The sequence below is a fragment of the Ureibacillus yapensis genome, assembly GCF_003515775.1.
Classification (GTDB): Bacteria; Bacillota; Bacilli; order Bacillales_A; family Planococcaceae; genus Ureibacillus; species Ureibacillus yapensis.
Window position 1 is genome coordinate 348,490 of sequence record NZ_QWEI01000002.1, and the last position, 25,770, is coordinate 374,259.

Sequence of the window (25,770 nt, forward strand, 5' to 3'; positions counted from 1 at the left end):
AAAAGGTTAATTTTTTAAAAAGAGGCGCTGCCGCATGAATTATTTGCAAAAAGGAACAAAAGAATTTACTTTTGCAAACCTGGCCCTGTTTGCAGCCGGGTTCATAACTTTCGCAAATTTATATATTACACAGCCATTATTTCCCCAATTCTCCGAAACTTTTGGGGTATCTCCGGCTACAGCCAGTCTTTCACTCTCTTTATCTACCGGCGTCTTATCGGTTAGTTTAATAGTGCTTGGCTCTCTTTCGGAAGCATGGGGCCGCAAACGGTTAATGACAATTTCAATTTTTGCCGCTTCCATACTGACCATTTTCCTTGCTTTTGTTCCAAACTTTGAAGTGCTGTTAATTTTAAGGATGATACAAGGATTTGTTTTTGCAGGCGTACCTGCAATTGCCATGGCCTATCTGGGCGAAGAAGTCGATCCTAAAAGTTTAGGCGTGGCAATGGGACTTTATATTAGCGGTAATTCAGTTGGCGGACTTGCGGGAAGAATCATTATGGGAATAATGACGGACCTATCGAGTTGGCAAATAGGGATGGCCTTCACGGGGGTGCTTAGTTTAGCCATTTGCCTATATTTTGTCTGGGCATTGCCGGCTTCCAAGCACTTTCAACCGAGAAAGCTTGAATTTAAGCCGCTATCTAAATCGTTGGGCGAGCATTTAAAGGATCCAGGTTTACTTTGCTTATTTGGCATTTCATTTACTTTGATGGGTGGATTCGTCACGCTGTATAATTATATTAGCTATAAATTGCTCAATGAACCATATAATTTGAGCAGCAGCTTTGTTGGCTGGATTTTTATCGTGTATTTGGTAGGCACATTCAGCTCCACGTGGTTTGGCGGTCTTTCCGACAAGTTTGGCCGCCAAAAAGTATTGCTTGCTGGCATCATGATTATGTTATCTGGTGCCATTCTTACTCTTCCCGTTAACCTGGCCATTAAAATCGTGGGGATTGTTGTTTTTACCTTTGGTTTTTTTGGAACCCATTCGATAGCCAGTGGCTGGGTTAGTTTCCGCGCGAAAAAAGACAAAGCGCAAGCATCGTCGCTTTACCTTTTTGCCTATTACTTCGGCTCGAGCTTAGGAGGAACTGTCGGTGGGGTGTTTTGGTCGAACTGGGGTTGGAATGGTATCATTGCGTATATCAGCACTTTTCTGGTTACAGCATTTGTTCTTGCTGTTACTCTGGTAAGGTTGAATCGAAATGAAGCAACCCATGACTTTAATGGGAGAAAGTAGGAATACGATGAACATTTATGACCTTTCTGTCACAAACGAAAAGGGAGAAAGTTATCCATTAAAACGTTATCAAGGCAAAATCCTGCTCATTGTAAATACGGCAACAAAATGCGGTTTAGCTGGACAATTTATCGGCCTTGAAGAACTTTACAAAAAACACCGCGAACGAGGTCTTGTAATTCTCGGATTTCCTTCTGACCAATTCAAACAAGAATTAAGCAGCGGAGATGAAGCAGCACAGAGTTGTCGCCTTACCTATGGCGTTACCTTCCCAATGCATGAACTTGTAAAAGTAAATGGCAAACATGCCCATCCGCTTTTTAAATACTTAACACAACAATCAAAAGGGTTGTTGGGAAAAAATGTGAAATGGAATTTTACGAAATTCTTGGTGGATCGCCATGGCAACGTGGTAAAGCGATTCTCACCGACAGATCAGCCATCAAAACTGGAAAACGAAATTATCAAATATTTATAAGAAAAAGGACGACTCAAAGTTTGAGCGTCCTTTATTGTTTATCACCACAACGGTTCATCCTCTTTTGAAAAACTCGTTGTAAAAAGGTTAATATAAACATTGAAAAAAATCGCAACGACAACAAACGAAAAAGCAATGATTGGAAAGGGTATCCCTAAAAACCCAAGGCCATAAAAGCTTAGCAACGGAACAAGAACATATAGGGATGCTCTTTTTCTTGAAGCCTCACTAAGGAAAATAGCTCTTTGGCAATGAATGCACTTTAATCGGTATGGCGTCCAAGTCATTTTAAATATTTGTTTCCTTGTAAATGATTGTTGGCAATGAGGACAAACAACTCTTTGCAGATTTCTCACAAACCATAATAACAATAAACAATTTATCAAAATGGTAAAAAACGCAATCAAGCTTTGAATGCCAATCAAGGATTTCACTCTCGTAACTGTTAACAAAAGAGCAATGCCCGTACAAAAAAGATATAGCATAGCAAAACTAGAACTTTTAGCTAGTACAAGGCTATTAACTTTCTTAAAGAAGGTATTGCCATTCCAACGTTTTGTTTTCTTTACGACCGCAAATAACAATAAAATCGTTATCATTTCCAGGAGAACCAATCCAAACATCCAATAGAAATGGCCATATTCGATGTATGGTCGCAGTGTTAGTACCTTAATCGAAAGCCCACTTGCTGATAAATTCGACCCTGACAGAAGTAGGTGGATAGTCGATAACACAACCTTAAACTTCCACAGCCCCAACATAGTTTAAGAAAGATTCAATCATTTTGGATCCAGTTTCCGTTCCGATAGACTCTGGATGGAATTGCAGCCCAAATACCGGATAGTGTATATGCTGGATGGCCATAATTTCACCGTCATCCTCTGAGACCGCAACCACTTCCAAATCATTATGCAAAGTAGTTGGTTCTATAATTAAAGAATGGTAGCGCATTACTTCAATGTCACCTTCTAGCGACTGGAACAACCCTTTCTTTTCGTAGTTTAATCCAGAAAGTTTACCGTGCATAATGTTTTTCGCACGCAAGATTGTGCCGCCAAAAGCTTCACCAATCGATTGATGCCCTAAACAAATCCCTAAAATCGGAAATTCTTTATATAATTCCTTGACGATTCCAACCGTTATTCCGGCTTCCGACGGAGTTCCTGGTCCTGGCGAGAGTACAATGGCTTCAGGTTTAAGACTTCTAATATCTTCAATTGTGAGTGCATCGTTCCGCACTACTCGGACTTCTCGATTTAAACTTGAAATCTGCTGATATAAATTATACGTAAAAGAATCATAGTTATCGATTAACAGGATCATCTGTGTACCTCCAAAAGAGCTTTCGCTTTATTGATTGTTTCCTCGTACTCCGATTCCGGAACCGAATCATAAACTATACCCGCTCCCGCCTGTACATAGGCATTTTCATCCTTCACAATCATTGTTCGAATGGCCAAAGCCAAATCCATATTTCCGGTTGTCGAGATATAGCCTATTGCCCCTGCATATACCCCTCTTTTTAACTGTTCCAAATTATTGATAATTTGCATTGCTCTTATTTTTGGGGCACCGGACACCGTTCCTGCCGGTAAACAAGAGGTCAAGACATCCAAAACATGCGCATCCTCATTCAATTCGCCTGTTACTTCGGACACGATATGCATCACATGTTTATAGCGCTCGATCGTCATGTATTTTGTTACTTGTACAGTACCAATTTTGCTCACCCGGCCAATATCATTGCGCCCCAAATCCACCAACATGCGATGCTCCGCAATTTCCTTTTCATCATTGATCAGCATTTGTTCGAGCAACTCATCCTCTTGCTTCGTCTTCCCTCTCGGTTTAGTCCCTGCAATAGGGTTCGTTGTGACACGGCGATTTAGAACTTTTACCAAACTTTCCGGGGAAGTTCCTAAAATCGAATAATCATTAAACTCTAGATAAAACATATATGGTGAAGGATTTGAAGTTCGCAATCTTCGATAGAGCGAGAAAGGCTTGCCGGTAAATTCCGTCTTAAATCGCTGAGAAAGGACAACTTGGAAAATATCCCCTCGTTCGATATGGCGTTTTGCACTTTCCACCATTTCAATAAATTCAGCCTTCTCTATTGTCGGTTCGAAGTTGAGCGTTACCGGGGTTTCTTCGGTAAAGGTTGCGCCTTTCTTCATTTCATTTGCGAGGAGGTTGACCTTTTCTTCCATGTCCGCTTGGCTTAAACCTTTCTTGAATAAATCGATTGAAACAACCGCTACCTTCTGAGTTAAATGATCAAAAACGATAAACGTGTCATAAAAATAAACATGAACATCCGGCATTTGCAGTTCATCTTCCAATGCCTCGCCAATTTTTTCGTTATAAAAAGCAGTGTCGTAACCAAAAAAACCTATCGCTCCACCAAAAAAGGAATAAGGGTATTGTTCATTTTGAACGGGAAGAATTGATTTTAATTTATGCAATACCGAACCCTTTTCTATTTGCGGTTCCTCATCTTCAAATTGGTAGGTATAGTTTTCTTGATCACCTTTTAGCTCAGCAACCGGGTTTACCGCCAAAAAGGAATATCGTCCGCTTTCTTCATGTTTTGCGGATGATTCAAAAAGCACCCTGTTTTGTCCGGAAAGACTTTCAAATATGGAGATAGGTGTCATCATATCTCCCTGAATTTCATGCATGACATAATTTTTTAGCTCAACAGTCATCTCTACTCTCCCTTTCTATACTCGACTCAACTGTTCTCTGCACTTTATTTTGATACCCTTTAACTGGTATACAATATAAAAAGGCCTTTTCATCACAAAAGGACGAAAAAGCCGTGGTGCCACCTTCATTGACTAAATGCCCATACAACAACATTTAGCCCTCTTAACTGTTTTAACGCATAGAATACGCCAGTACCTACTCTGTTGGTTCAATACCGGAAGCTAGAAAGCCCATTCATACTATGTTATGCACCAGCTCGCACCAACCGCTGGCTCTCTTTGCCATTTCATAATACTACTATTTTTCATAATTGCTTTATTATTCAACTAACCTTATTTTATTATAAATATTTCATCTATTCAAACAATTTCGGTAAAAATATAAAAAAAAGGAGCTTCCTTTTCAGGAAACTCCACAAGTTGATTTAATTCAAGTCAATACGTTGCCCTTTTTTAAGGTAAAGCAAATATTCCGCAATATTGGTTGCATGATCTGCACAACGCTCGATATATCGGCAAACAAAGGAAAGATACGTAATTTGTGAAATACTTTCCGGAGCAACTGAACTTAATCGCATTAAATGAGTAATCATATCTCCGTACATTTTATCAATCTGATTATCATATTCTGCGACTTCTTTCGCCTTGCTCATATTTTCTTCCACAAACGCTTCAATCACATGTTTGAGCATTTCTGTTGTTTTGAAGCACATATCTTCCAATAATTCAATCGAAGTAATAAAGCGTTCTTTTCCGATATGAAGTGATTCTTTCGCGATATTGACCGCATAATCTCCTACACGCTCCAAATCGGAAGCAGCCTTAAGAAGTACCACCAAACGCCGCAAATCCTTTGCAACAGGTTGCTGACGTGTCATTGCTTTAATCACGCGATCATTGATGTCTTCTTCCAGCTTATTCAACACCGAATCTTGCTGAATAACTTCTTTTGCTTTATCAATATCCTTTTCCACAAGAGCGAGAAAAGACGTTTCCAAAGCTTTGATACTTCTACTGCTCAGCTTTAATAATTCTGATTGAATGGCTTCAATTTCATGATCAAAGCGTTCCCTTGCTGCCATAATTCAATCAATCCCTTCTCATTATCCGAAACGGCCTGAAATATAATCTTCTGTGCGTTGGTCTCTTGGAGTAGAAAAGATTTTATCTGTATTGTCGAACTCGACAACTTCCCCATTTAAGAAGAAAGCAGTCTTATCTGAAATACGTGCTGCCTGTTGCATGTTGTGTGTCACGATAATAATTGAATAGTTATCTTTCAGTTCTTGCACAAGTTCTTCCACTTTTAATGTTGAAATTGGATCAAGAGCTGAAGTCGGCTCATCCATTAAGATGACATCAGGCTCGATCGCCAAACAACGTGCAATGCAAATACGTTGTTGCTGCCCGCCTGACAAGCCGTATGCATTTTGGTTTAAGCGGTCTTTCACTTCATCCCAAATTGCTGCTCCACGCAACGATTTTTCAACGATTTCATCAAGAATTTTTTTGTTTTTAATGCCATGGATACGCGGACCATATGCGATATTATCATAGATTGATTTTGGGAAAGGATTTGGTTTTTGGAAAACCATACCTACACGAGTACGCAATTCTTCCACTTCATAGGAAGAATCCAGAATATTTCGGCCTCGATAATTAATTTCACCGTTTGTTTTCACAATCGGTACTAATTCTACCATACGGTTCAATGCTTTAATATATGTCGACTTACCACAGCCAGATGGACCGATAATAGCTGTTACTTCATTTTCTTTTATATCGAGGTTAATATCTTTTAATGCATGGTGATCACCATACCAAAGGTTGAAGTTTTTAGTTAAGAATACAGAATTTTTATCAGTTGCATTATTAGTTTCACCAGCAAATTGTGAAGACGACTTGTTTATGTGATTTTCATTGTTGGTCATTTTATTTTTAAGCTCTACCACTTTAACACTTCCTTAATATCGTTTTGAGAATTTATTGCGGATAAAGATTGCAATAGAGTTCATAATCACAAGGAGTACCATTAAGACAATTATACCTGCAGCAGCAACATATTGGAATTCCTCCTGTGGACGTTTTGCCCAATCATATAATTGCAGCGGCAATGTTGTAAATTGACTTAGTAAACCATCCGGCAAGAATTGCAAAATTACAGGAATACCCAATACTACTAATGGAGCTGTTTCACCAACAGCACGGGATAAGGCTAAAATACTTCCTGTTAAGATTCCCGGAATGGCTGCGGGCAATACAACGCGTACAATAGTTTGCCATTTTGTCGCCCCCATACCATACGAGGCTTCTCGTTGATCTTTGGGAACGGCACGAATCGCTTCTTGTGAAGCAACAATGATAACCGGAAGAATTAACAAGCTCATAGTGAAACCGGCTGCCAGAAGACTTTTTCCTAAATATAACATACGCACGAAGATAGTTAAACCAAGTAAACCGAATACAATGGAAGGAACTCCGGCTAAATTTGAAATGTTCATCCGAATGAAATCGGTAAATTTGTTTTTCTTTGCGTATTCCTCCAAATAGATAGCGGTTCCGATCCCTAAAATCATCGATACAGGTGCAATAATCAGCATTAAATAAATCGAACCTATCAATGCTGCTTTAATTCCAGCTTTTTCAGGGAATCGGGAACCGAAATTGTTGAAGAAATCTAAACTTAGATGTGCAGCCCCCTGTGAAACAATACGAACAAGTAGAATAACTAAAGTTAGCAAAGCCAATAATGTAGCAAGAAGGAATATGGTTTTCCATACCTTATTCATCGTTAAACGAGATTTCATACGCTTCATCACGGTAGTATCGTTTAAATATTTCATTTTAATACTCCTCCCTGAAGCGTTTTGAAATGTATTGTGCGAGTAAGTTCATAATTAATGTAAAGATAAATAATGTAAATCCAACCGCGTAGATTGAATAGTAAATTGTTGTTCCATATCCAGCATCACCTGAAGAAACTTGAACGATATAAGCAGTCATGGTTTGAATCGATCCTGTTACATTCAAGTCAAATGTAGGTGTTGCACCACCAGCAAGCGATACGATCATCGTTTCCCCGATTGCACGGGAAACAGCCAACACTACCGAAGCAATAATACCGGATAGAGCAGCAGGTAAAACAACTTTTAATGAAACTTCCAACTTAGTTGCTCCAAGGGCCAGAGCGCCTTCTCGTATGGAGTTGGGCACAGAGCTCATCGCATCTTCAGATAGCGATGCAATCATGGGAAGAATCATAATCCCAACAACAATACCCGGACTAAGTGCATTGAATATTTTCAGCGAAGGTATCAATTCCTGAAGCATTGGCGTGACAAAAGTTAAAGCAAAGAAACCATAAACAATTGTTGGTACCCCAGCTAATACTTCCAATACCGGTTTAATAATTCGGCGTGTTTTATCAGTAGCATATTCACTTAGATAAATTGCAGCAGCAATTCCCAATGGTACTGCAACACATGCCGCGATCACTGCTATTTTTAATGTTCCCAATACTAAAGGCAATACTCCAAAGAGTGGTTCACTGCCCGAGAACGGTAACCATTCAGTTCCGAATAAGTAATCGGTAATTGATACTCTCTGAAAAAATTCAAAGGTTTCAAAAATTAAGGTAAACAGAATCCCTACTGTTGTTAGAACGGAAATCAATGCAATAGTAACAAGAACTATTGGCATTAATTTTTCTACAAATCTTTTTCCTTTTTTGTCACGGGATTTCGCAATCAGATCTTGTACTGAGTGCTCCCTCCCTAAGCCTTGAGAAGCCATAATGCAAACTCCCTTCATATACGTGAGAAAATGCGTGAGTGTCCTTACTTTCGTGGTAGGACGCCCACACATCTTATTTTATTTCGTAATTCTAATTTTATTTTAAGCCTTCTAAAGTTGTTAAACCTTCTTGATAAAGTTCATCCGGCAATTTAACATAACCTACAGCCTCAGCCATTGAACCAGCGTTTTCTAAAGTGAATTTCATGAAGTCATAGAATGCTTCGTTTTCTTGTAATGCGCTGTTTTTAGCGTAAACGAACAGTGGACGAGAAAGTGGAGTATATTCTCCAGATTCAATTGTTTCGTTAGTTGGTGCGACACCGTCAACACTTACTGCAGTTAATTTATCTTGGTTTTCTGTGTAGTATGCATAACCGAAGAATCCGATAGCGTTTTTGTCACCAGCAACACCTTGTACCAATACGTTGTCATCTTCAGACAATGTTGCATTTTTAACTAGATCAGCACCATCTAAAATCACTTCATCGAAGTAATCGTAAGTACCAGAGTCAGTACCTGGTGAGTAGAATACCACTTCTTCATCCGGCCAAGATGGGTCGATATCAGACCATTTTTTAGTTGTTCCATCTTCAATCCAAAGTTGTTTTAATTGGTCAACTGTTAATTCAGTAGCCCAGTCATTTTCTGGGTTAACTACTACTGTTAAACCGTCGAAAGCAATTTGGAATTCTGTATAATCAATGCCAGCTTCTTTTAATTTAGCTGCTTCTTCTTCTTTGATTGGACGTGATGCGTTCGAGAAATCAGTTTCTCCAGCGATGAATTTTTCAAATCCACCACCTGTACCTGATACACCAACTGATACTTGTACATCTGGTTGAGCAGCTGCGTACTCTTCAACAAGACCTTCAGTAATTGGTGCTACAGTTGACGAACCATCACCTGCTACCGAACCAGTTAATTGTGCTGTGCCTTGTTCTGCAGCATCGCTGCCAGTTGCCGGCTCAGTACCTGTTTCTGTTTCTTTTGTTTCATCAGAACCACATGCTCCCAAAACTAAAGCTGAGCCAAGTGCGGCTGTCATCGTTAAGTACTTCCACTTTTTCATCTCTTATTTCCTCCATCAATTTTCATAGTAAGTTTGTCTTACAGGTAAAACTATAATGTTAGTTTGTTGACGTCATATAAACGGATTGTAAAGAAATTGTAAATCGTAGTCGAATTTTGTAAATGCAAGAGTTGTTTTTATATTTGTTTGAAGAAATCACCTCTATTTTTTCAAATGTATTTGCTGATTTATTAGGCTTAATATGTTCAAATTTCACAAAAAAATCCCTTGGTTTTTCATAAACCAAGGGATTTTATTTATTCAGTTACAGTTTGCTCTTCTGTATCCTCATCTATTTTTTCACCGGTTGGTGCTTGCAGGATTTCTTGCTTGACCGAACTGGATGTTAGTCCTTCTTTTGCATATTTGTCTTTAAGTTCAAAATACACATCCAAGATTTCTCTGGCTGCTTGGTTGGCGTGTGGCAATGCAATGTTGAAATTCGTTGTAGCCCATGGGAATATCACCGCGTAGGCTACTTCCGGATCCTCATACGGAGCAAAACCAACATGAGCTATATTCTGTGTCATATTTGCCCATTCATCGCGAATCGGTCCATAGTAGACAACCTCGGCTGTCCCTGTTTTACCTGCTGCAGTGAATGGCGCATCGGCAAAATATCTGCGAGCCGAACCTTGAGCGCCAGTGTATACGCGACGCAGACCTTGTTTAATATGTTCAATTTCATCAGTTGTGTTGGAAATTCGATTCAAAACATTTGGTGTTACTTCCTCTACGAGAGGTCCCAACACTTCCCCGTCCTTGGAAGGATTGCGCACCTCTTTTAAAAGTCGAGGCTGGACGCGATAACCATTGTTGGCAATCGTGGAAATATATTGCACCAGTTGCATCGGTGTATAGGTATCAAATTGTCCAATGCTCAAGTTTAAAAGTTTCCCCGCGTCCGTCAATTCCCCTTGGAAGCCCGCGAATTCATTCGGCAAATCAATGCCTGTCTTTACGCCAAGTCCAAATTGGGCATAACCGTTGCGCATTGTTTGAAGTGTACCGTCCTTTGGTCGAAACGGCATATTATAACTATAGTTGGTTCCGCCAATTCTCATAGTGGTCTGGAACATGTAGGAGTTTGAAGAACGTTCCAGCGCCATTTGGTCATCCATTGGTATTCTGCCGGAACGGTTAAAAATCGAACTCTTTGGATCTGTCCCAGGCAATTTGATTGGTTGGTCAATTAAAACTGTCCCCGGTTCAATAACACCTTCGGAATAACCCATTAGCAGTGTTGCAGCTTTCATTGTAGAACCGACCTCGTAGGCCGTAGTAAACGTACCATAAGAGTAATCGACAATATACTTTTTCCCTGTTTCTTTATCTGTTTCGATTTTTTTGCCGACAACTGATAATAGTTCACCTGTTTTTGGGTTCATCATGACAAAAAATGCACGATCAAGCAAATGTGACTGGCTCATCATTTTTAATTCTATTAATTTTTCTTCGATAATCCGATCCGCCTCCGCCTGCAGCTCTATATCGATTGTTGTAACCAAATCGTTTCCGGGTTCCCCTTCGAACGTTGTCTTTGTATCAATGACTTCGCCCTGTTTGTTCGTAATATTTTTCACGACGGATTTTTGGCCTTGCAGCAGTTCTTCGTATTGTGCTTCGAAATAACTTTCGCCTACACGGTCATTGCGTGAATAATCCCTTGCCAAATAGTAATCCAGATGGGATTTAGGAATTCCCTTGCTCGGCACTGTTGTTCGTCCCAAGATCCCAAGTGAAGAAAGTTTGACACGCCTCCAATCAGTGGTTGTATTAACGCCCGGCAAATCTGAAAGCCTTTCTGAAACTCTTGCAAATTCTTCATCTGTTACTTCTTCATTTTTAATGATTTGAGGAGATAAATTATAGCCGGAAGTCATTTCGCGATAAATGGCGAGCACTTCCAGATCGTGGTTCGTCAGCTCCGCCAATTCTTCTTTGGTAATTCGCTCGCGAACCATTCGGTCGATTTCGGATTGAATTTCCTTTTCTTCCATCTCTTCATTTTGCCGTAATTTTTCTTCCTCTTCTTTTGAAACTTTTTTATACGCCTCTTCTTTATTTTTCATGATCCAGAAATCTTGCTGATCCCTTAAAGTGACGCGTTCGGTAGGCTGTTCCATTAGTTTTGCCAATTTTTCTGCAATATCCAACATCTCTTCGGTTGTTGTTGTTTGCATTTTTGTGTATGTAATCGCATTTTCAGGCTCATTATCCACCAATACTCTTCCATAGCGATCGTAAATCCTGCCGCGAGGCACACTCGTATTGACCGCGACCTCTTCCGTTCTTTCCAAAGCTCGTACATAATCTTCCCCTTTTACGATTTGCAGGTAGCCTAATCGAAAAATAAGCAACGAAAACAATAAAAATATGGAAAAGAAAAGGACGTTCATACGAAATGACAAGCTGGCGCGATATGTAGCTTTCACGCTGGAAGCCCGTTGAGTCTTTATTTTCTTTCGCAATTAACAGTACTCCCCTTTCTTGAGTTTCTTTTGTGTCACACGCGTACTACTCAGTATAGCATTCTAGCGGATGTTTAAAAAGCGGCGATGAAGTTGAATCTACAAGTTTTGTGACGGAAATGAACGAAATTGGTTCCTTTAAACTCAGTATTCTCTGCTGCAAACATTAAAAGAGCAAGAATGCCTGAAATCATTCTTGCCCCTAAAATAATTTTTTAGATTTTCTGTTCCCTCTTCTCCATGACATTAATGCCGATTCCCATTAATACGACAGCCATGAACAGCAGGACAGCCAGTGGAAGGATTAAATCCTGGAATGTATTCTGGTAAATTGTTGCCCCATTAAGAAGCTCCAAACCATATGTGATTGGGGAAATATAGGATAATGCCAAAATCGCTTCGGATGTTACGATTTCCAATGGCCAATAAGCTCCACCCAGCATTGCAAATGGAACCGCAATGACTGTAATGATGGCATTGAATCTTCCAGGTGTCGTTACAACTGAAGCTATAAAAATAGCTAAGGATACTATGCATAGCAAATACGGAACGACAAGCAGCAAGGCCTTGTAAAAGCCGCCATGAAAATCAACACCCACTAAATAATGAAAAATAAATAGAACGAGTAGAATCTGCAAATAACCAAGTAAAAAGCTATATAAAATGTTTGAGAAATATATTTTCGTTTTGCCCAAAGAAGAAATCGTCAATCGATCCCAAATATGATTTCTTCTTTCCATGATTAAATAATGTACACAATTAGCCACCGTATAGATTACCATAAACAGGCTAAACCCAAACAAGCTGTGCAGTTTCGAGTCCCAAATAAATTGATCTTCATTAGCAAAACTAGAATACCTCAAGTGAAAAATCGGATTGTTGCTTGCCTGACTGAATAACTCTTCAACACGTTCTTGTTGGTCAATTGCAGTTGCGTTAATAATCGATTCTTTCTGCGTTGCTTTTATATAGGCGGTATTCACTTGATTTCTTACAAGCGGTGCTTCCATAAAGTCGGGCGAAGTTATGAGCTCAAACCCACCTTCCATTAAATGCAGCGCCAACACATTTTTGCCTTCTTCTACCCGTGTAATCGCTTCGCTTTCTCCATACAACGTGAATTCTTTTTCCGGAATTTTTTGAAGTTCTTCCAAAATTGCATCCGTACGCTGTTGACTGAGATCTGAGTAAACCGCAACAGGGAGTTTTGTTTGTGAACCAAGCCCCAGAACATAGGCAAACACACAAATAATCACCGTTGTAATTATAAAGCTTGCAGGTTGACGAGCAAGCAGCAGAAATTTTGTTCTTAAAATTGCCATCATACAGTACCACCTCTTTTCGGGAACAACACGAACGCCAATAGCATCAACAAAACGGCCATGGTGAACAAGATTGTCATATTAGGTACTATTTCTTGTATTGTGCCGTTTTGGGAAATTGAAAAGTAAGCATCCAAAGCTGCTCCATTTGGAGTCATCATGCCGACCTTTGAAAAGACGGGAGATAAACTGCTGATATTAAAATAACTTCCTCCAAAGAAAGCGAATATTGCCACCAGTGTAGTCGAAAATAGATTGCTTGCATTTGCCGAATTAAATCGGTAATTAATCGCAGTTAAAAGTGCAGCAATCCCTCCTACCACAATCGCCAGCATAACAGTGAGCATCAAGTACAGCTCCCATTGAACAAAGCTAATCTTGAATACCAAGTTGGCAAAAGCAAATAAAATCGCTACTTGAAGCAGAGCTATTATAATAGTAGAAACTAATATACTCAGTAAATAGATGATTGGATGAATACGGGCCAAAACAATTCGGTCGAATATATTCATGCTCTTTTCGATAAACGATTGACTTGCGATGGTACCGGCAACATACAAAATAAACATCACGGTCATACTGAATGTATAATAAACACTTGCAGTTATTTTTTCTGTAGAATCGACTGAATGAATGGTGGAAGTTATTTCACCAGAGGCCAAATCCATATCTTCGGTAAGCAGATTATTTTGCCCTAAAAGGGTATGAATCGTATATTGTTGCTGGAAAAGATCAAGAAGATCTTTAATAACGGAAGAGGTCACTTGTTCATTTTCATTAAAATGCACGTTCAGGGTTGGCTCTTTCTTATGAAAAATCAATGCATTCAAGTAATCCAGCGTAAAACCCTCAGGTATTTCAAGAATAACGGAATATTCCCCACTGTTTTTCGCCTTTTCCAATTCTGCATCATCTATTTTTGTAACCTGCAGAATTTCTTTCATCTCTTTGCTTGTCAATATTTTCATTAATAGGCCAGCAGGGAGAGACTCTTCCATTTTTCCCAAACTTTTGGCATCCAGTTGAAACTGATTCTGATTCTCCTTAATAAATGACGAAAAATCTACCTTTTCATCTCCATGTTCCACTACAGCCATTTCGATCATATCCAGTTCCGAATTCCCGTCCATCAAAGAACCGAGAGCAAAGCTCAAGATGAGAATCAGCACAATAGGCATCAGCAATAAAATTAATATTTCGGAAGGACTGCGCAGCAATATTTTCATTTGCTTTTGAATTAAAGCCAAAAACATTCTCATCCCTCCTAATTACGCAATGTGCGTCCTGTTAAATGTAAAAATACATCCTCAAGCGTAGGCTCTTCTACCTGAAAGCTTTTTAAAAGGACCTTGTGTTTTTCGCAAATTGCCAGCAACATTGGCAAAAAGTTTGTTTCTTTCGCCACCGAAAAAGATACTATGCTTTCTTTCCCCTCAATATTCGAAATCTCCGGCTGCTTCATTAGCTCATTCAGGAATTGGTTTGAGAGTTTTTCGAGTTTCAATAGCACTTTATTCTCCGAAGATAGAATTGCCTTGATTTCCTCTTTTGTTCCGGATGCAATTACCCGACCTTGGTCCATAATGTAGATGCGGTTGCATAAGAATTCGACTTCCTCCATATAGTGGCTCGTATAAATGATGGCCATATTCAATTGCTCATTGAGTTTTTTGACGGTTTCCAAAATATGATTTCTGGATTGGGGGTCAATGCCGACAGTCGGTTCATCCATTATTAAATATTCTGGTTCATGCAAAAGAGCAACGCCAATATTTAAGCGTCTTTTCATACCGCCGGAATAATGTTTGACTAATTTTTTCGGCTCATTTTCCAGCCCTATTTGCTCAAGTACGATTTCAATTCGTTTCTTCAACAATTGTTTGGGCATTTTTTGAATACTGCCAAAAAATTGAAGGTTTTCACGTGCAGTCAGCTCGGTATAGAGCGCTATTTCCTGAGGAACGACCCCAAGAACTTTTCGGAGAGCTGAAGGTTGCTTAACGACACTTTTCCGATTAAACAAGACTTCTCCTCCCGTTGGTGCTATAAGAGTCGATAACATGGCAATTGTTGTAGATTTCCCAGCGCCATTTGGTCCTAATAGACCCACTATTTCACCTGGCTCAACATAGAGGTTAACTTGGTCCACCGCCGATGCTTTTTTAAAAGTTTTTGTCAAATTAACTACCTCGATCATCTTTTCGCCTTCCTTTCTGAATCCATTTTATCAATCACCGGGATGCTTTCTAAGTAGCCGGCGTCACCATTCACAATGACTTAAGTCATAAAAAGCAGATTGGCAATTTTCGATGGTTTCCTTGTTTCCCTCCCATTTGACATAAAAAAGGAGGCATCCCAATAGGGAGAGGCCTTTGCTTGTTTCAATGTACTTGTCATTTTGACTGTCACTTCGTTTTCGTCACAGTAAAACCTTTTGTGACTGCCGCTGCGCTTTCGGTACAGTCAAAACATATGTACCTGCCGCTGCACTTTCGGTACAGTTAAAACATATGTACCGAATGAAGTTAAACCAACTCATTTCTAATTGCATAGATTGCAATTTGAGTTCGATCTCTTAAATTTAACTCATGCAATATATTGGTAATATGGTTTTTAACGGTCCCAACCGATAAAAATAAGCTGTTCGCAATCTCCTTATTTGTTTTGCCCTCCCCAATTAATTGGACAATCGCAATCTCTCGTTCGGTTAATGGAATATCCATATCGTCTCTTTCTCGCCGAATACTCTGCTTGAATAATTTCGGCATCAATTTCGCTGCTATATCTTCCTGGATGACAAGCCCACCGTTCATGACGCTTTTGACTGACCCGATCAGTTTTTCGGGTTCAGACGACTTCAGCAAAAATCCATTTGCGCCATCTTTTAAAGTTTCATAAGCATATTCATCATCATCAAAGGTTGTTAGAATGATTATTTTTAGATTAGGAAATTTTGTTTTCATGTGTTTGGCCGCTTCAATGCCATTCATTTCAGGCATCCGAATATCCAGCAAGACCAAATCAACATGATGGCATTCGAGTTGGGATAAAGCCTCTATCCCATTGCTTGCTTCTGCCACAACTTGCAATTGTTCGTCTTGCTCCAAAATCATCTTCAGGCCATTGCGGACAATTGTCTGATCTTCAACGAGCAATATATGTATCGTCAATCCACTTATCCCTCCGTTACTTCCTTTTTCATTTACACTTTTAATGGTTGATGGGGAAAAACCCATTCAAAGTAAAGTGCTGTTCAGTACGGATGATCCGCAGCTCTCCCCCTATTTCTTGCAGTCTTTCTTGCATACTCGTTAATCCGAATCCTTGAATGATGGGTGTATCGCCAATGATTTTATTGGTTACCTCAAATTGAATATGTTGTATTGAATTAACTCCCAGAATGACTTCCACCTCTTTTGACTGGCTATGTTTCATTGCATTGGTTAAGCTTTCCTGCAAAACGCGATATAACACGACACTTTGCTCATTTGTAAGGGGACAGGTTAATACCCCTTTTTCGAGGGTAAATCGAATATGCAAACGACTTTCCATTTCAAGCTTTCGAATTAGCTGAAGGACCGATTGGATTCCCGAAGTATTTGAAGATTTTAACTGGCGCACAGCATATCGTGTTTCTTCGAGGCTGTCTCTTGCCAACTCCTTTGCTTGCAAAAGGCTTTCGGTATTTTGCCGGATCGACATCATTTCAAGCTGCATTAAAAGTGAAGTGAGTTTATGCCCGACAGAATCATGGATATCCCGAGCAATCTTAGTGCGTTCTTCCGCTCGAACAAACTGCTCCTGTTCCACAGACAGACGCTTCAGCTGTCTATATTGCGTCAAGATTTCATCAAGGACAACACTTTTCGAATTCACTTGATCCATGTAATGGTGGAGTATAATACAGCTAATAATGATTGTGGACAGCAATAGCATCATAAACATCGGATATTGATTTAAAAAAGCGGTGATGAATAAAACCGCTGCCGTTAAACCGATGAAAAGAAAAAACGCCTTTTCTTTTAGCAGAAAAACCGATTCCAACATTAAAAAGCCATACAGCGGCATCCAGTAGAGCAAATGAGGGGTGTTAAAACTAATGCTTCCTATGGCCACGAATACAATTGCAAGCAAATAATGCATCAAGGGAAATTTCGCAATTGGTGCAAGAAAATAGAAAATTAATACTCCACTTCCCATCAGTAAAACAGTTGCCATTGAATATCCGTTTTGCCATGCATGTACGAATATAGAACCAAAAACCAGCACGATGCAAACAATGCGGATTAATAATATCTTCAAAAGACCACCCAATTTCCGAAGTAAATATTTCCAAATTCTATTATATTACGCTTTCGCTGTTTTTAATTGTAAAAATTGTTCAAATAAAGAAAAGAGGGCGTATTATGCCCTCTCCTTCTTTACCGCTTTTCATTATACTTGTTTAAAATTGCATTTATTGCATTCTGATCATCGAATTTAATCGCCACATTCTGATAAGTTTTTTTGATTCCCATGATTAATGATGCTTCTTTCGGCTTCTTTAGTTTTAAAATGATGGTGGGATGAACTTCATCGATATCGCGGGCAACAAAATCAATCGTTTCTTTTGCCAGCTTTTGCTTCAACTGAACTTTGTCAGTGATCACAGATTCAATTTCATCAAAGCGGATATCCATTCTTTTCATTAACCCAAGGGAAATATAAAGATGTGAATTTGTAATGGTAACAGGATTTAACCTTACAGCCTGGATATCGGCCAACAAAAAGATGATCGAATAAACATTGAGCAGCAGCAAGACGATTGACAAAAGCATGGACTTGTCATGAAGCCACCAATGGAATCCAAGCGTTTCAATGACAATTGCATGAATCAGCATTATTTGAAATGCAATATAGCTCGAATTTTTATGCAAAGTAAAGCTGTTCTCAACTTGTATCGGCTTTTTTCTCCAACTGAGAAGTGCGTAATAGAACATTAACATTTCCGAACAAATTATATGGATTATCTGATGTTTTTTTACATAGTCATCAACGGCATTCGAAAACGCAAAGAGCATAGGCAAACGACTTTGTTTTGTATCTTTTACAATACGGGGCAAATATTTGAAAAATATGGTAATCATCAATAGTTCAATGAACAATAAGCCCGCTTCTACCGCGAAGCCCAGCCACGTAATGGGTGCAAAGGATCCTAAGTATTCAATTGGAATGAGAAGCCGTGCAAAGACTAGGCCAGCTGCCATTAATACAATGAACATTTTGATGCTTTTTTGCTTCTTCCACGCCAAATACAAAATCGGTGCAATGATCACTAAGTCAAGCAATGAGCCCAACACAACGCCACTTGATGCTGTCTGAATAATCTTCTCGCCAATTTCAGTTCGATATAACATCATGTTGCTACAAAGGACAAGTAAAAGCAATATGAACCAAATATACTGCAGCTTTGTTTTCTGAACAACGTTCATTCCGAACCCCTCCATCATGTCTATCTGGAAATCTCCTACTTCCATTATATTGAAAAACAGTTGTTAACTACAATTCAATTTCCGATAAAAACAAAAAAACAGAGCAGGACTGGCTGCTCTGCCATAAATCTTTCACTTTTGTTTAAATTTTTCATTATAGACTTATATCCTAGCCCCAAACTTCCTCGGCAATTTCTTTGATGAGCGCTAGCTTCTGCCATTGATTTTCTTCTTCAAGGATATTGCCGTCTTCCGTTGAAGAGAATCCGCATTGTGGGCTTAAACAAAGCTGATTTAGAGGAACAAATTTGCTCGCTTCCTGGATACGTGCTTTAATCGCTTCTTTATCTTCCAGCTCACCGAACTTCGATGTGAGTAAGCCTAACACAATTTTGAGATCGGGACGGTTTACATATTTCAATGGTTCGAAGCTTCCTGAGCGTTCATCATCGAATTCCAGGAACAGGCCATCCACATTCAGCCCGCCAAAAATAACTTCCTGTGCATAATTATAGCCGCCGCTCGAATGGAAAGTCGATTTATAGTTTCCACGGCAAATATGCATTGTGATGGTCATGTCGGATGGTTTATTTTTAATGGATTCATTGATGACAAACTGAAGTGTATCCATGAATTGCTTTGGTTCCTTGCCTTCTGCCTGCAATTTAGCGCGAGTTTCATCGGAGAACAAACTAGCCCAGGCTGTATCATCCAATTGTAAATAGCGGCATCCAGCATCATAAAAGGCTTGAATGGCATCTTGGTAAGCTTTAATCGTATCGTTGATTAAATCCTGTTCATCGGGATAACTTTCAAGGTTGCGATCTGCACGGGCATGCAGCATATTCGGACTTGGAATCGTAAATTTTACAGTGGATTCACCTGCATGCTCTTTCACAAACTTGAAATGATCAAGGAAAGGATGATTTCCAAACGCTATTTTACCAATGACACGTATTCCTTCTTTACGCGTCTCCATGTTATGGAAGTTCAAGCCATGTTCTTTTTCGTAATACTCCATACCTTCAAGGCCGCCCAGGAAATCAAAGTGCCACCAGCTTCGACGGAATTCGCCATCGGTAATGGACAATACACCCAGCTCTTTTTGTTTTTTAATCAAGCGAATAATTTCTTCATCTTCCACTTCTTTTAACTCTTCATATGTAATTTCGTTATTTTGAAACTTGGAACGCGCTTCCTTCAAGGGTTGTGGTCTTAAAAAGCTCCCTACATGATCATGACGGAATGGTGCTGTCAATTGTGCCATAACACTGCCTCTTTTCTTCTTAAGTAATACGGAATATCATCTATCCTTCTCTTTTTAGCATTTATAGATTTTACTATATCATAAAAATCCAACAAGACTAAGTATTCCGACAACATTTATAAGTTTTGATACAAACTACCCTATAACAAAATCAAATAGAAAGCCAGTACCCTTTTGGATACCAGCTTGGAGGTTTACTCTGCTTCTGTATGTTCTGCAGAATTTTTTGTTTTATTTTCTGTTTCAGGGATTGTTTCATTCTTCACCGCAAACTTGGCAACCGTATTGATACGTTCCAACATTGGTGGATGTGTGTACCGGAACACTTTTACAAGGAAAGAAGGATTCACTTCACTTAACCCTGCTTTCGCAAGATTTTGGAATGTACTGACCGCGCTTTGGGCATCCCCTGTCAGTTCCATTGCATATTCATCTGCCCGCGTTTCCTGATATCTAGAAACCAAATTGGAGATCGGGTTTGAGACAAACAGCAAAAATGAAACTAGTACCAACAATAATGGCAATGAACGAATGTCGCTCATTTGCTCAATTTTCAATGCGGTGCCGAACTTTGAGATTAACCAAGGCATAATTTTGGAAATCAGCCACAAACCAGCCAAAATGGTTAGGATATAAGCTCCGATGCCGATGTAGATATGTTTTTGTACGTAATGACCCATTTCATGTGCCATAATAAACAAGATCTCTTTGTCTGTTAAACTGTTTAGCGTTGTATCCCATAACACAATTCTTGAATGGTCTCCTATCCCTGTTACATAAGCGTTTAATGCGTTCGTTTTTTCAGACATATTGACTTCAAAGACATGTTCTGCAGGAATATTCGCCTCATCTGCCAGGGCCAAAATTTTACTTTCCAATTCTTTGTCTTGCAGCGGATAAAAATCATTGTATAGCGGGTCAATGAGTACAGGCTGGATATACATCATAAAAATGGCAAATGGAATCGTAAGCAGCCATGCGTGCAGCCACCATCTTTTGGGGCTTTTTTGTATAAGCCAATATAGCACAAGCACAACAATCAACGTGGTGCCGAAACTTACCCAAAAATCAATGATATAGTCCCTCATAAAGCTTGAAAATTCTTGCGTACTGATGCCATAGTTTTTGCTTAGTTGGTATCGATACACATCAATTGGATAAAATAGCACGGTCGTAAAAAGATACAGTAAAAATAAATACGCGCCATTTTTCACAAATCGCCACTTTTTACTAATATCTGCCCATTTTTCAAATGCTTTCGAAAGGCCGGTAAACAATATTAAGAAATAAACGAGCCATTCAAAAGGAGTAACCACAAAGAAAAGGAAATTTCGAATTTTTGAATATTCCTCACTTAAATATAACTCCCGTTCCGTCATAAATGTCTGCGGATCTGCAACCGTCCCTTTTAAGGTTGCGGGTATATTGCCGGAAGCTCCATGAAATATGTAAAAATACATCCCAATCGCATAGGCCGCATACAAAACGACCGCAGCTATTCCCCACTTTTTTGCCAAGATTTCCACCTCAATTCTTCTTCTTACTTTAGTGTAGGAAAAATTGGACAAGATAGAACTATTTTTTTATTTTTTAATGCGAAACTATTGGTTTTTTTAAAGTTTAATCTTTGGTCCTTTTTTTAAATCGTTTAATTTTTAACAAAAAAAATTACGGTTGCCCCTATATTAGACAACCGTTTTCTCACTTCATTCATCCAAAATCAACAATCTGAGGGTCCTGGTCCTTTGAATTCATTAATCGTATTTGTGATGGTGTGACTTTCAGGACGACCATATTTGGATCATCAGGGCCTGAAAACCAGCCTTCCAGTACTTTATTCCAAACTTTTTCGCGCATGGAGTCATCCGATGAAATTACGACTTTACCTTCAATTTCCAAAAATTCATCGCCAATCCCTTTGCCTTCGTAACCAATCAAAATATGGGTATAAGGATTCTTTGAAAGTTCTTCCACTTTATGTGTATCATCCGCTGTAACCGTGTATAAGGTAAACTCATCATTGAAAAATGTCATATACCGGGAATGTGGTTTATCGCCTTCGATTGTCGCCATTGTTCCCACCATATGATCATCCAAGATTTTAGCTGCAATTTGTTCCGGTGTTTTTGCCATCTTTCTTCGCTCCTTTTTGCAATCTCAAAAATAGTATGTGAGTAGGCGAAGGATTTATCCTATTCGAATTCAGCATGGTCTCCAGGTTCTTAAAAAACGCGTAGTACGTTTTCTTCCAATATCAATCAATGTCTGTTTCGTTTCCGCACTTAGGTCAAATTGCGTGGCGCTATACTGCTCAACCGGAATAAAAATAATATTTCTTTCGTGCTTTCTTGAAATATACCGTTCGTCATGTGCATTTTTCATTGTTGAAAACAGCGCCTCAAATAAATTTAACCCATTATTAATTTTCATCGGAGACATTGCTTCCTTTGGATTACTTAGTTTTAGCCCAATCAATGGACGCTCCTTATTTCCATTATCAAAAATCCATAAAGGAAAATTACTAAGTACTCCCCCGTCTATAATTAAACAGTCCCCTTTTCTTCCATTTAATTTAATGGGTTCAAAGAAAAAAGGAATTCCGCAACTCATCCTTAAAGCTTTGGCAACCGGGAAAGTACGCCAATCCATGCCGTAGCTGGCTAAATCATCCGGAATAACAATCATGCGCCCATTTGTAACATCAGAGGCAACAAGCTTTAAGCACCCTCTTGGCAAGTCGTTAAATGTCAAGATTCCTTTGGCAGCCAATTTTTTGTAAAACCATTTTTCAAGAGCTTTTCCTTTATAAAGCCCCATCCGGAAATACAGATTAAGCCACTTCAGAAAAGGAAGAGTGCGAGCGGCTTTTGGCGGGTCCAGCAGGGATTTCATATCGAGTTCATCCAACATTGCCTCAATTTCTCCGGCAGTATAACCCGCAGCTATGAAGCAGGCCAATATGGCGCCGGCACTTGTTCCTGCCACACGTTTAAATTGGTAATCATGCTCTTCCAGAACCTGTATTGCCCCAACATAAGCAAAGCCTTTGATACCACCACCTGAGAACACCCCGTCAATTAGCATGAACACTCCCCTTTATTTAGTCTCGTTACATTTTAAGAAAAAAGGGAGATTTTTAGAACTTGAGTCGACAAAAACTTCGACAATGTTTGCATTCAATTTAATAAATAAAAAGTATTTGGCCTATAACAATCTGGGTAGGCCAAATACTTTTTGAATTTTAGTGTTTAAGGGGTTGGTTGATATCCGCTTTATCTTGATTTTTATTTTGTTTTTTTGCTTCTGCTCTATGATCAATCGTATCAAAATCATCCGGATTCAAATCAAATCCATGTGCATATTCTTCCCGGCTTGAGTCTTCCCTTTTTTTGTCGTTCATGATATTTCACCTCCACATTGCATAATGTGAACCTAGTTTTTAATTATTTTGCTTGGGGTGAACCTGATAACAAATACGAAAGCACTATGCCACACTTTAAGCTTATAATAGAATTCAATCGGAGATCGGGTTTGCTGCGGTTGCTTATGAACCGCCTGTAAATTTCATATAAACCAATAAAAAGGTCATTCACTTCTTTCTGGAAGCAAACGACTATTATTCGTTTATCCTTGAGGGGTTATGTTTGTTATCTGGCTTGTCTTTATTTTCGTTTTGGTTCTGCTTTTTCGCCTTATCATTTTGACCTATCACAGCCAAATCATCCACGCTTAAATCATATCCATAGCCATATTCTTCACGGTCTAATGTGCTTTTTTTCTTTTTGCTCAACTTCATCACCTCCACAAGAATAATTTGGTCTTTTATTTTGCAATTATGCTTTTTGAATCGAAAATTCCAACTTTCATGAAATCCTTTTTAAATTAGGAATAAGGTTGATTTGCTTGAGAGCGTAAAGGTTTATGTTATGTTGTTTTGTTTTGCTTTTGCCCCAATTGAGCATTATTAATCTTAATGATTTAAATAAAAAAAAATCGTTCATCTCTTAAAGAGTGAACGATTTTTTGAAAGCTTGGAGTAAAGCTAATTATTTTGCTGCAGCGTATTTTTCAGCAACTACGTCCCAGTTTACAACATTCCAGAATGCTGAAATGTAGTCAGGACGACGGTTTTGATAGTTTAAGTAGTAAGCATGTTCCCAAACGTCCAAGCCAAGGATTGGTGTTTTGCCTTCCATGACTGGAGAGTCTTGGTTTGGAGTTGAAGTGATTGCAAGTTCGCCGCCATCTACTACTAACCAAGCCCAACCTGAACCGAAGCGGCCAGTTGCTGCTTTAACAAATTCGTCTTTGAATGCATCAAGGCTGCCGAATTTCGCATCAATTGCAGATGCTAATTCACCAGATGGAGTGTTTGAACCGCCTGGAGCTAGAATTTCCCAGAATAAAGTATGGTTGGCATGTCCGCCGCCATTGTTGCGTACTGCCGTTTGTTTGTCAGCTGGCAACGCATCAATGTTTGAGATAAGATCAAGTAGATCTTTCTCTGCAAATTCTGTTCCTTCTACTGCTGCGTTTAAGTTTGTAACATAAGTGTTGTGGTGTTTAGTGTGGTGGATTTCCATCGTTTTTGCATCGATGTGTGGTTCTAATGCATCATAAGAATAAGTTAATTGTGGTAATTCATAAGCCATTGTGAATTCCTCCCTCAAATTAAAAAAGTAATGTTGATTCCTTTTCTAGGTTATCAAAATTAGTTCTACGATTCAATTAATAAACTCTCAAGTTTTACAATTCAGCCTTTTGACGGAAAGTTTGGCTGGATTTTACTCTAAATCGCAACAATAAAAATAACAATCATGATCGCTTGAATAATCCCTTTGGTTGCGACAGATGTTAAAAACCCGACCACTGAACCGACGCCTGCTTTCATCGCTTGTTTCACGTCCGTTCTTGTGATCAGCAGCTCTCCAATCACGGCACCCAAAAATGGACCGATCAGAATGCCGGCAACAGGGATGATAAATGGTCCCACCAATAAGCCAATTGTACTTCCCCATAACCCTGCCTTGGTTCCCCCAAACTTTTTTACCCCAATCAAGTTTGAAACAGAGTCCGCAGCAAACAACAGGACAACAAATAAAATCTCGATTGCCCAGAAGATCCATCCCAACTCACCGAATGAGAAGAACAGGCCGTAGATAACAAAGCCCAATAAAATAAAAAGTACAGATGGAATTATCGGATAAACAAGCCCAACAAACGCGATGATAAAACTGGCTATAATCAGCACCCATGCAATTATGTCCAAAAAAACAGCCCCTATTCATGTATTGTATACAAGTTTGAATTAAATACGATTGTGCATCAAAAAAAGTTTCAATTGGATGTTAATTCTACTTTATATATTTTACCATCTCCACTTCTTGAATCCGGAATTTCATGATAAACTCTCCTGTGGAGGAGAAAAATGATGAACCATTTTAAGCTTTTGATCGATAGTCTTTTTTACCCTAAAAAACTTGCGGCTTATAGATTATTGCCTATAGGAAAAACGCTTCAATATGTTTTTATATTGGTTTCCGCAATTACCATCTTTTCTTTTATACAATTTCTGATGGGGGTTTCCGACCCTTCAACCAACATTCAAGGTTTAACCGAATACATAGAAGACATTATATGGCTCTTATACCCTTTTGCCTTCATTTTATTATTTCTTACTTCTACCGTTGTTATTTTTGTCAGAATCAGCATTTATGCTTTTGTCGGGATTGTCATTTTGAAAATCCTCAACCGACGGGGCGAGTATCGCCATATGTGGCGCACTGCAAGCCTCGCAATCACGTGGTCGACCCTTTTGTCCATTCTATTTTCAATGTTGCAGCTTTCAAGTACAGTTTCAACCATGATAGGAATACTTATTACCATTATTCTATTAGTGGTCGCTTCTGCTAAATATCCGAAAATACCAAAAAAATAATA

Annotated in this window: 26 protein-coding genes and 1 other annotated feature; of the genes, 3 read left to right on the forward strand and 23 right to left on the reverse strand. The window is 39.1% G+C overall.

The features are described 5' to 3' along the window. Nucleotides 1-34 precede the first annotated feature (34 nt). On the forward strand, nt 35-1,249 hold the full coding sequence (locus tag D1B33_RS06425; RefSeq protein ID WP_118875543.1) for an MFS transporter: 1,215 nt from the start codon (nt 35-37) through the stop codon (nt 1,247-1,249). A 7-nt stretch (nt 1,250-1,256) separates the two neighbouring features. Further along, the gene (locus D1B33_RS06430; protein ID WP_118875544.1) at nt 1,257-1,727 is read left to right on the forward strand and encodes a glutathione peroxidase; all 471 of its coding nucleotides are present in this window, start codon (nt 1,257-1,259) and stop codon (nt 1,725-1,727) included. 41 nt (nt 1,728-1,768) lie between these two features. Here the strand turns inward: D1B33_RS06430 and D1B33_RS18875 are convergent, their stop codons facing one another. The 23 genes from D1B33_RS18875 to D1B33_RS06540 form a co-directional block, all read right to left on the reverse strand. Then, nucleotides 1,769-2,488, reverse strand: coding sequence for a TIGR04104 family putative zinc finger protein (locus D1B33_RS18875; RefSeq protein ID WP_118875545.1), 720 nt, complete (start codon nt 2,486-2,488; stop codon nt 1,769-1,771). Further along, a complete protein-coding gene (locus D1B33_RS06440) occupies nt 2,466-3,050 on the reverse strand; it encodes an anthranilate synthase component II (RefSeq protein ID WP_118875546.1) in 585 nt (194 codons plus the stop codon). The genes D1B33_RS18875 and D1B33_RS06440 overlap by 23 nt, the downstream gene beginning before the upstream one ends. Beyond that, nucleotides 3,047-4,435, reverse strand: coding sequence for an anthranilate synthase component I (trpE, locus tag D1B33_RS06445; RefSeq protein WP_118875547.1), 1,389 nt, complete (start codon nt 4,433-4,435; stop codon nt 3,047-3,049). Before trpE ends, D1B33_RS06440 begins: the two co-directional genes overlap by 4 nt. A 95-nt stretch (nt 4,436-4,530) precedes the next feature. Further along, nucleotides 4,531-4,756 (reverse strand) — a binding site (T-box leader). A 104-nt stretch (nt 4,757-4,860) separates the two neighbouring features. Continuing rightward, a complete protein-coding gene (gene phoU / locus D1B33_RS06450) occupies nt 4,861-5,517 on the reverse strand; it encodes a phosphate signaling complex protein PhoU (protein WP_118875548.1) in 657 nt (218 codons plus the stop codon). Between the two features lie 21 nt (nt 5,518-5,538). Beyond that, nucleotides 5,539-6,387: a phosphate ABC transporter ATP-binding protein PstB gene (gene pstB / locus D1B33_RS06455; RefSeq protein ID WP_407656709.1), complete on the reverse strand. Its 849-nt coding sequence runs from the start codon at nt 6,385-6,387 to the stop codon at nt 5,539-5,541. A 12-nt stretch (nt 6,388-6,399) separates the two neighbouring features. Beyond that, nucleotides 6,400-7,278: a phosphate ABC transporter permease PstA gene (pstA, locus tag D1B33_RS06460; protein ID WP_118875549.1), complete on the reverse strand. Its 879-nt coding sequence runs from the start codon at nt 7,276-7,278 to the stop codon at nt 6,400-6,402. Between the two features lies 1 nt (nt 7,279). Beyond that, on the reverse strand, nt 7,280-8,227 hold the full coding sequence (gene pstC, locus D1B33_RS06465; protein ID WP_118875550.1) for a phosphate ABC transporter permease subunit PstC: 948 nt from the start codon (nt 8,225-8,227) through the stop codon (nt 7,280-7,282). A 97-nt stretch (nt 8,228-8,324) separates the two neighbouring features. After that, nucleotides 8,325-9,299, reverse strand: a complete 975-nt coding sequence (locus D1B33_RS06470) for a PstS family phosphate ABC transporter substrate-binding protein (RefSeq protein WP_118875551.1) — start codon at nt 9,297-9,299, stop codon at nt 8,325-8,327. Between the two features lie 257 nt (nt 9,300-9,556). Next, complete coding sequence (locus D1B33_RS06475) at nt 9,557-11,770, reverse strand: penicillin-binding transpeptidase domain-containing protein (RefSeq protein ID WP_407656710.1); 2,214 nt, start codon at nt 11,768-11,770, stop codon at nt 9,557-9,559. 215 nt (nt 11,771-11,985) lie between these two features. Then, a complete protein-coding gene (locus tag D1B33_RS06480; RefSeq protein WP_118875552.1) occupies nt 11,986-13,095 on the reverse strand; it encodes an ABC transporter permease in 1,110 nt (369 codons plus the stop codon). Further along, nucleotides 13,092-14,345: an ABC transporter permease gene (locus D1B33_RS06485; protein ID WP_158582929.1), complete on the reverse strand. Its 1,254-nt coding sequence runs from the start codon at nt 14,343-14,345 to the stop codon at nt 13,092-13,094. The genes D1B33_RS06480 and D1B33_RS06485 overlap by 4 nt, the downstream gene beginning before the upstream one ends. Before the next feature lie 11 nt (nt 14,346-14,356). After that, complete coding sequence (locus tag D1B33_RS06490) at nt 14,357-15,289, reverse strand: ABC transporter ATP-binding protein (protein WP_118875554.1); 933 nt, start codon at nt 15,287-15,289, stop codon at nt 14,357-14,359. A 328-nt stretch (nt 15,290-15,617) separates the two neighbouring features. Then, nucleotides 15,618-16,262, reverse strand: coding sequence for a response regulator (locus tag D1B33_RS06495; RefSeq protein WP_267897029.1), 645 nt, complete (start codon nt 16,260-16,262; stop codon nt 15,618-15,620). Nucleotides 16,263-16,302: 40 nt separating this feature from the next. After that, on the reverse strand, nt 16,303-17,394 hold the full coding sequence (locus D1B33_RS06500) for a sensor histidine kinase (RefSeq protein WP_118875556.1): 1,092 nt from the start codon (nt 17,392-17,394) through the stop codon (nt 16,303-16,305). A 119-nt stretch (nt 17,395-17,513) separates the two neighbouring features. After that, nucleotides 17,514-18,563 (reverse strand): beta-carotene 15,15'-monooxygenase, encoded by a 1,050-nt coding sequence (locus D1B33_RS06505; protein ID WP_118875557.1) that lies wholly within the window; start codon nt 18,561-18,563, stop codon nt 17,514-17,516. Nucleotides 18,564-18,732: 169 nt separating this feature from the next. Continuing rightward, a complete protein-coding gene (locus tag D1B33_RS06510) occupies nt 18,733-19,830 on the reverse strand; it encodes a 5-methyltetrahydropteroyltriglutamate--homocysteine S-methyltransferase (protein WP_118875558.1) in 1,098 nt (365 codons plus the stop codon). Nucleotides 19,831-20,024: 194 nt separating this feature from the next. Beyond that, entirely contained in the window at nt 20,025-21,347 is a 1,323-nt protein-coding gene (locus tag D1B33_RS06515; RefSeq protein ID WP_118875559.1) for a M48 family metallopeptidase, read from the reverse strand. A gap of 193 nt (nt 21,348-21,540) precedes the next feature. Then, complete coding sequence (locus D1B33_RS06520; protein WP_118875560.1) at nt 21,541-21,963, reverse strand: pyridoxamine 5'-phosphate oxidase family protein; 423 nt, start codon at nt 21,961-21,963, stop codon at nt 21,541-21,543. A 69-nt stretch (nt 21,964-22,032) separates the two neighbouring features. Then, a complete protein-coding gene (locus tag D1B33_RS06525) occupies nt 22,033-22,914 on the reverse strand; it encodes a patatin-like phospholipase family protein (RefSeq protein ID WP_118875561.1) in 882 nt (293 codons plus the stop codon). Nucleotides 22,915-23,071: 157 nt separating this feature from the next. Then, nucleotides 23,072-23,230: a hypothetical protein gene (locus D1B33_RS18570; RefSeq protein WP_199677368.1), complete on the reverse strand. Its 159-nt coding sequence runs from the start codon at nt 23,228-23,230 to the stop codon at nt 23,072-23,074. A gap of 216 nt (nt 23,231-23,446) precedes the next feature. After that, a complete protein-coding gene (locus tag D1B33_RS06530; protein ID WP_118875562.1) occupies nt 23,447-23,626 on the reverse strand; it encodes a hypothetical protein in 180 nt (59 codons plus the stop codon). A 250-nt stretch (nt 23,627-23,876) separates the two neighbouring features. Further along, the gene (locus tag D1B33_RS06535; protein ID WP_118875563.1) at nt 23,877-24,482 is read right to left on the reverse strand and encodes a superoxide dismutase; all 606 of its coding nucleotides are present in this window, start codon (nt 24,480-24,482) and stop codon (nt 23,877-23,879) included. A 137-nt stretch (nt 24,483-24,619) separates the two neighbouring features. Next, the gene (locus D1B33_RS06540) at nt 24,620-25,099 is read right to left on the reverse strand and encodes a DUF456 domain-containing protein (RefSeq protein ID WP_118875564.1); all 480 of its coding nucleotides are present in this window, start codon (nt 25,097-25,099) and stop codon (nt 24,620-24,622) included. Nucleotides 25,100-25,258: 159 nt separating this feature from the next. Between D1B33_RS06540 and D1B33_RS06545 the strand changes: the two genes are divergently transcribed. Beyond that, nucleotides 25,259-25,768, forward strand: coding sequence for a DUF1189 family protein (locus D1B33_RS06545; protein WP_233549404.1), 510 nt, complete (start codon nt 25,259-25,261; stop codon nt 25,766-25,768). The last annotated feature ends 2 nt before the right edge of the window (nt 25,769-25,770 follow it).

Excerpts from the sequence above, each read along its gene's own strand:
- D1B33_RS06470 (WP_118875551.1), bottom strand. The coding sequence starts at position 9,299 with ATGAAAAAGTGGAAGTACTTAACGATGACAGCCGCACTTGGCTCAGCT.
- pstA (WP_118875549.1), bottom strand. The coding sequence starts at position 7,278 with ATGAAATATTTAAACGATACTACCGTGATGAAGCGTATGAAATCTCGT.
- D1B33_RS06440 (WP_118875546.1), bottom strand. The coding sequence starts at position 3,050 with ATGATCCTGTTAATCGATAACTATGATTCTTTTACGTATAATTTATAT.
- D1B33_RS18875 (WP_118875545.1), bottom strand. The coding sequence starts at position 2,488 with ATGTTGGGGCTGTGGAAGTTTAAGGTTGTGTTATCGACTATCCACCTA.
- phoU (WP_118875548.1), bottom strand. The coding sequence starts at position 5,517 with ATGGCAGCAAGGGAACGCTTTGATCATGAAATTGAAGCCATTCAATCA.
- D1B33_RS06425 (WP_118875543.1), top strand. The coding sequence starts at position 35 with ATGAATTATTTGCAAAAAGGAACAAAAGAATTTACTTTTGCAAACCTG.
- D1B33_RS06480 (WP_118875552.1), bottom strand. The coding sequence starts at position 13,095 with ATGATGGCAATTTTAAGAACAAAATTTCTGCTGCTTGCTCGTCAACCT.
- D1B33_RS06525 (WP_118875561.1), bottom strand. The coding sequence starts at position 22,914 with ATGCTAATTGACGGGGTGTTCTCAGGTGGTGGTATCAAAGGCTTTGCT.
- D1B33_RS06535 (WP_118875563.1), bottom strand. The coding sequence starts at position 24,482 with ATGGCTTATGAATTACCACAATTAACTTATTCTTATGATGCATTAGAA.
- D1B33_RS06505 (WP_118875557.1), bottom strand. The coding sequence starts at position 18,563 with ATGAACGTTGTTCAGAAAACAAAGCTGCAGTATATTTGGTTCATATTG.
- D1B33_RS06485 (WP_158582929.1), bottom strand. The coding sequence starts at position 14,345 with ATGTTTTTGGCTTTAATTCAAAAGCAAATGAAAATATTGCTGCGCAGT.
- D1B33_RS06530 (WP_118875562.1), bottom strand. The coding sequence starts at position 23,626 with ATGAAGTTGAGCAAAAAGAAAAAAAGCACATTAGACCGTGAAGAATAT.
- D1B33_RS18570 (WP_199677368.1), bottom strand. The coding sequence starts at position 23,230 with ATGAACGACAAAAAAAGGGAAGACTCAAGCCGGGAAGAATATGCACAT.
- D1B33_RS06545 (WP_233549404.1), top strand. The coding sequence starts at position 25,259 with ATGATGAACCATTTTAAGCTTTTGATCGATAGTCTTTTTTACCCTAAA.
- pstC (WP_118875550.1), bottom strand. The coding sequence starts at position 8,227 with ATGGCTTCTCAAGGCTTAGGGAGGGAGCACTCAGTACAAGATCTGATT.
- D1B33_RS06430 (WP_118875544.1), top strand. The coding sequence starts at position 1,257 with ATGAACATTTATGACCTTTCTGTCACAAACGAAAAGGGAGAAAGTTAT.
- D1B33_RS06520 (WP_118875560.1), bottom strand. The coding sequence starts at position 21,963 with ATGGCAAAAACACCGGAACAAATTGCAGCTAAAATCTTGGATGATCAT.
- D1B33_RS06510 (WP_118875558.1), bottom strand. The coding sequence starts at position 19,830 with ATGGCACAATTGACAGCACCATTCCGTCATGATCATGTAGGGAGCTTT.
- D1B33_RS06490 (WP_118875554.1), bottom strand. The coding sequence starts at position 15,289 with ATGATCGAGGTAGTTAATTTGACAAAAACTTTTAAAAAAGCATCGGCG.
- trpE (WP_118875547.1), bottom strand. The coding sequence starts at position 4,435 with ATGACTGTTGAGCTAAAAAATTATGTCATGCATGAAATTCAGGGAGAT.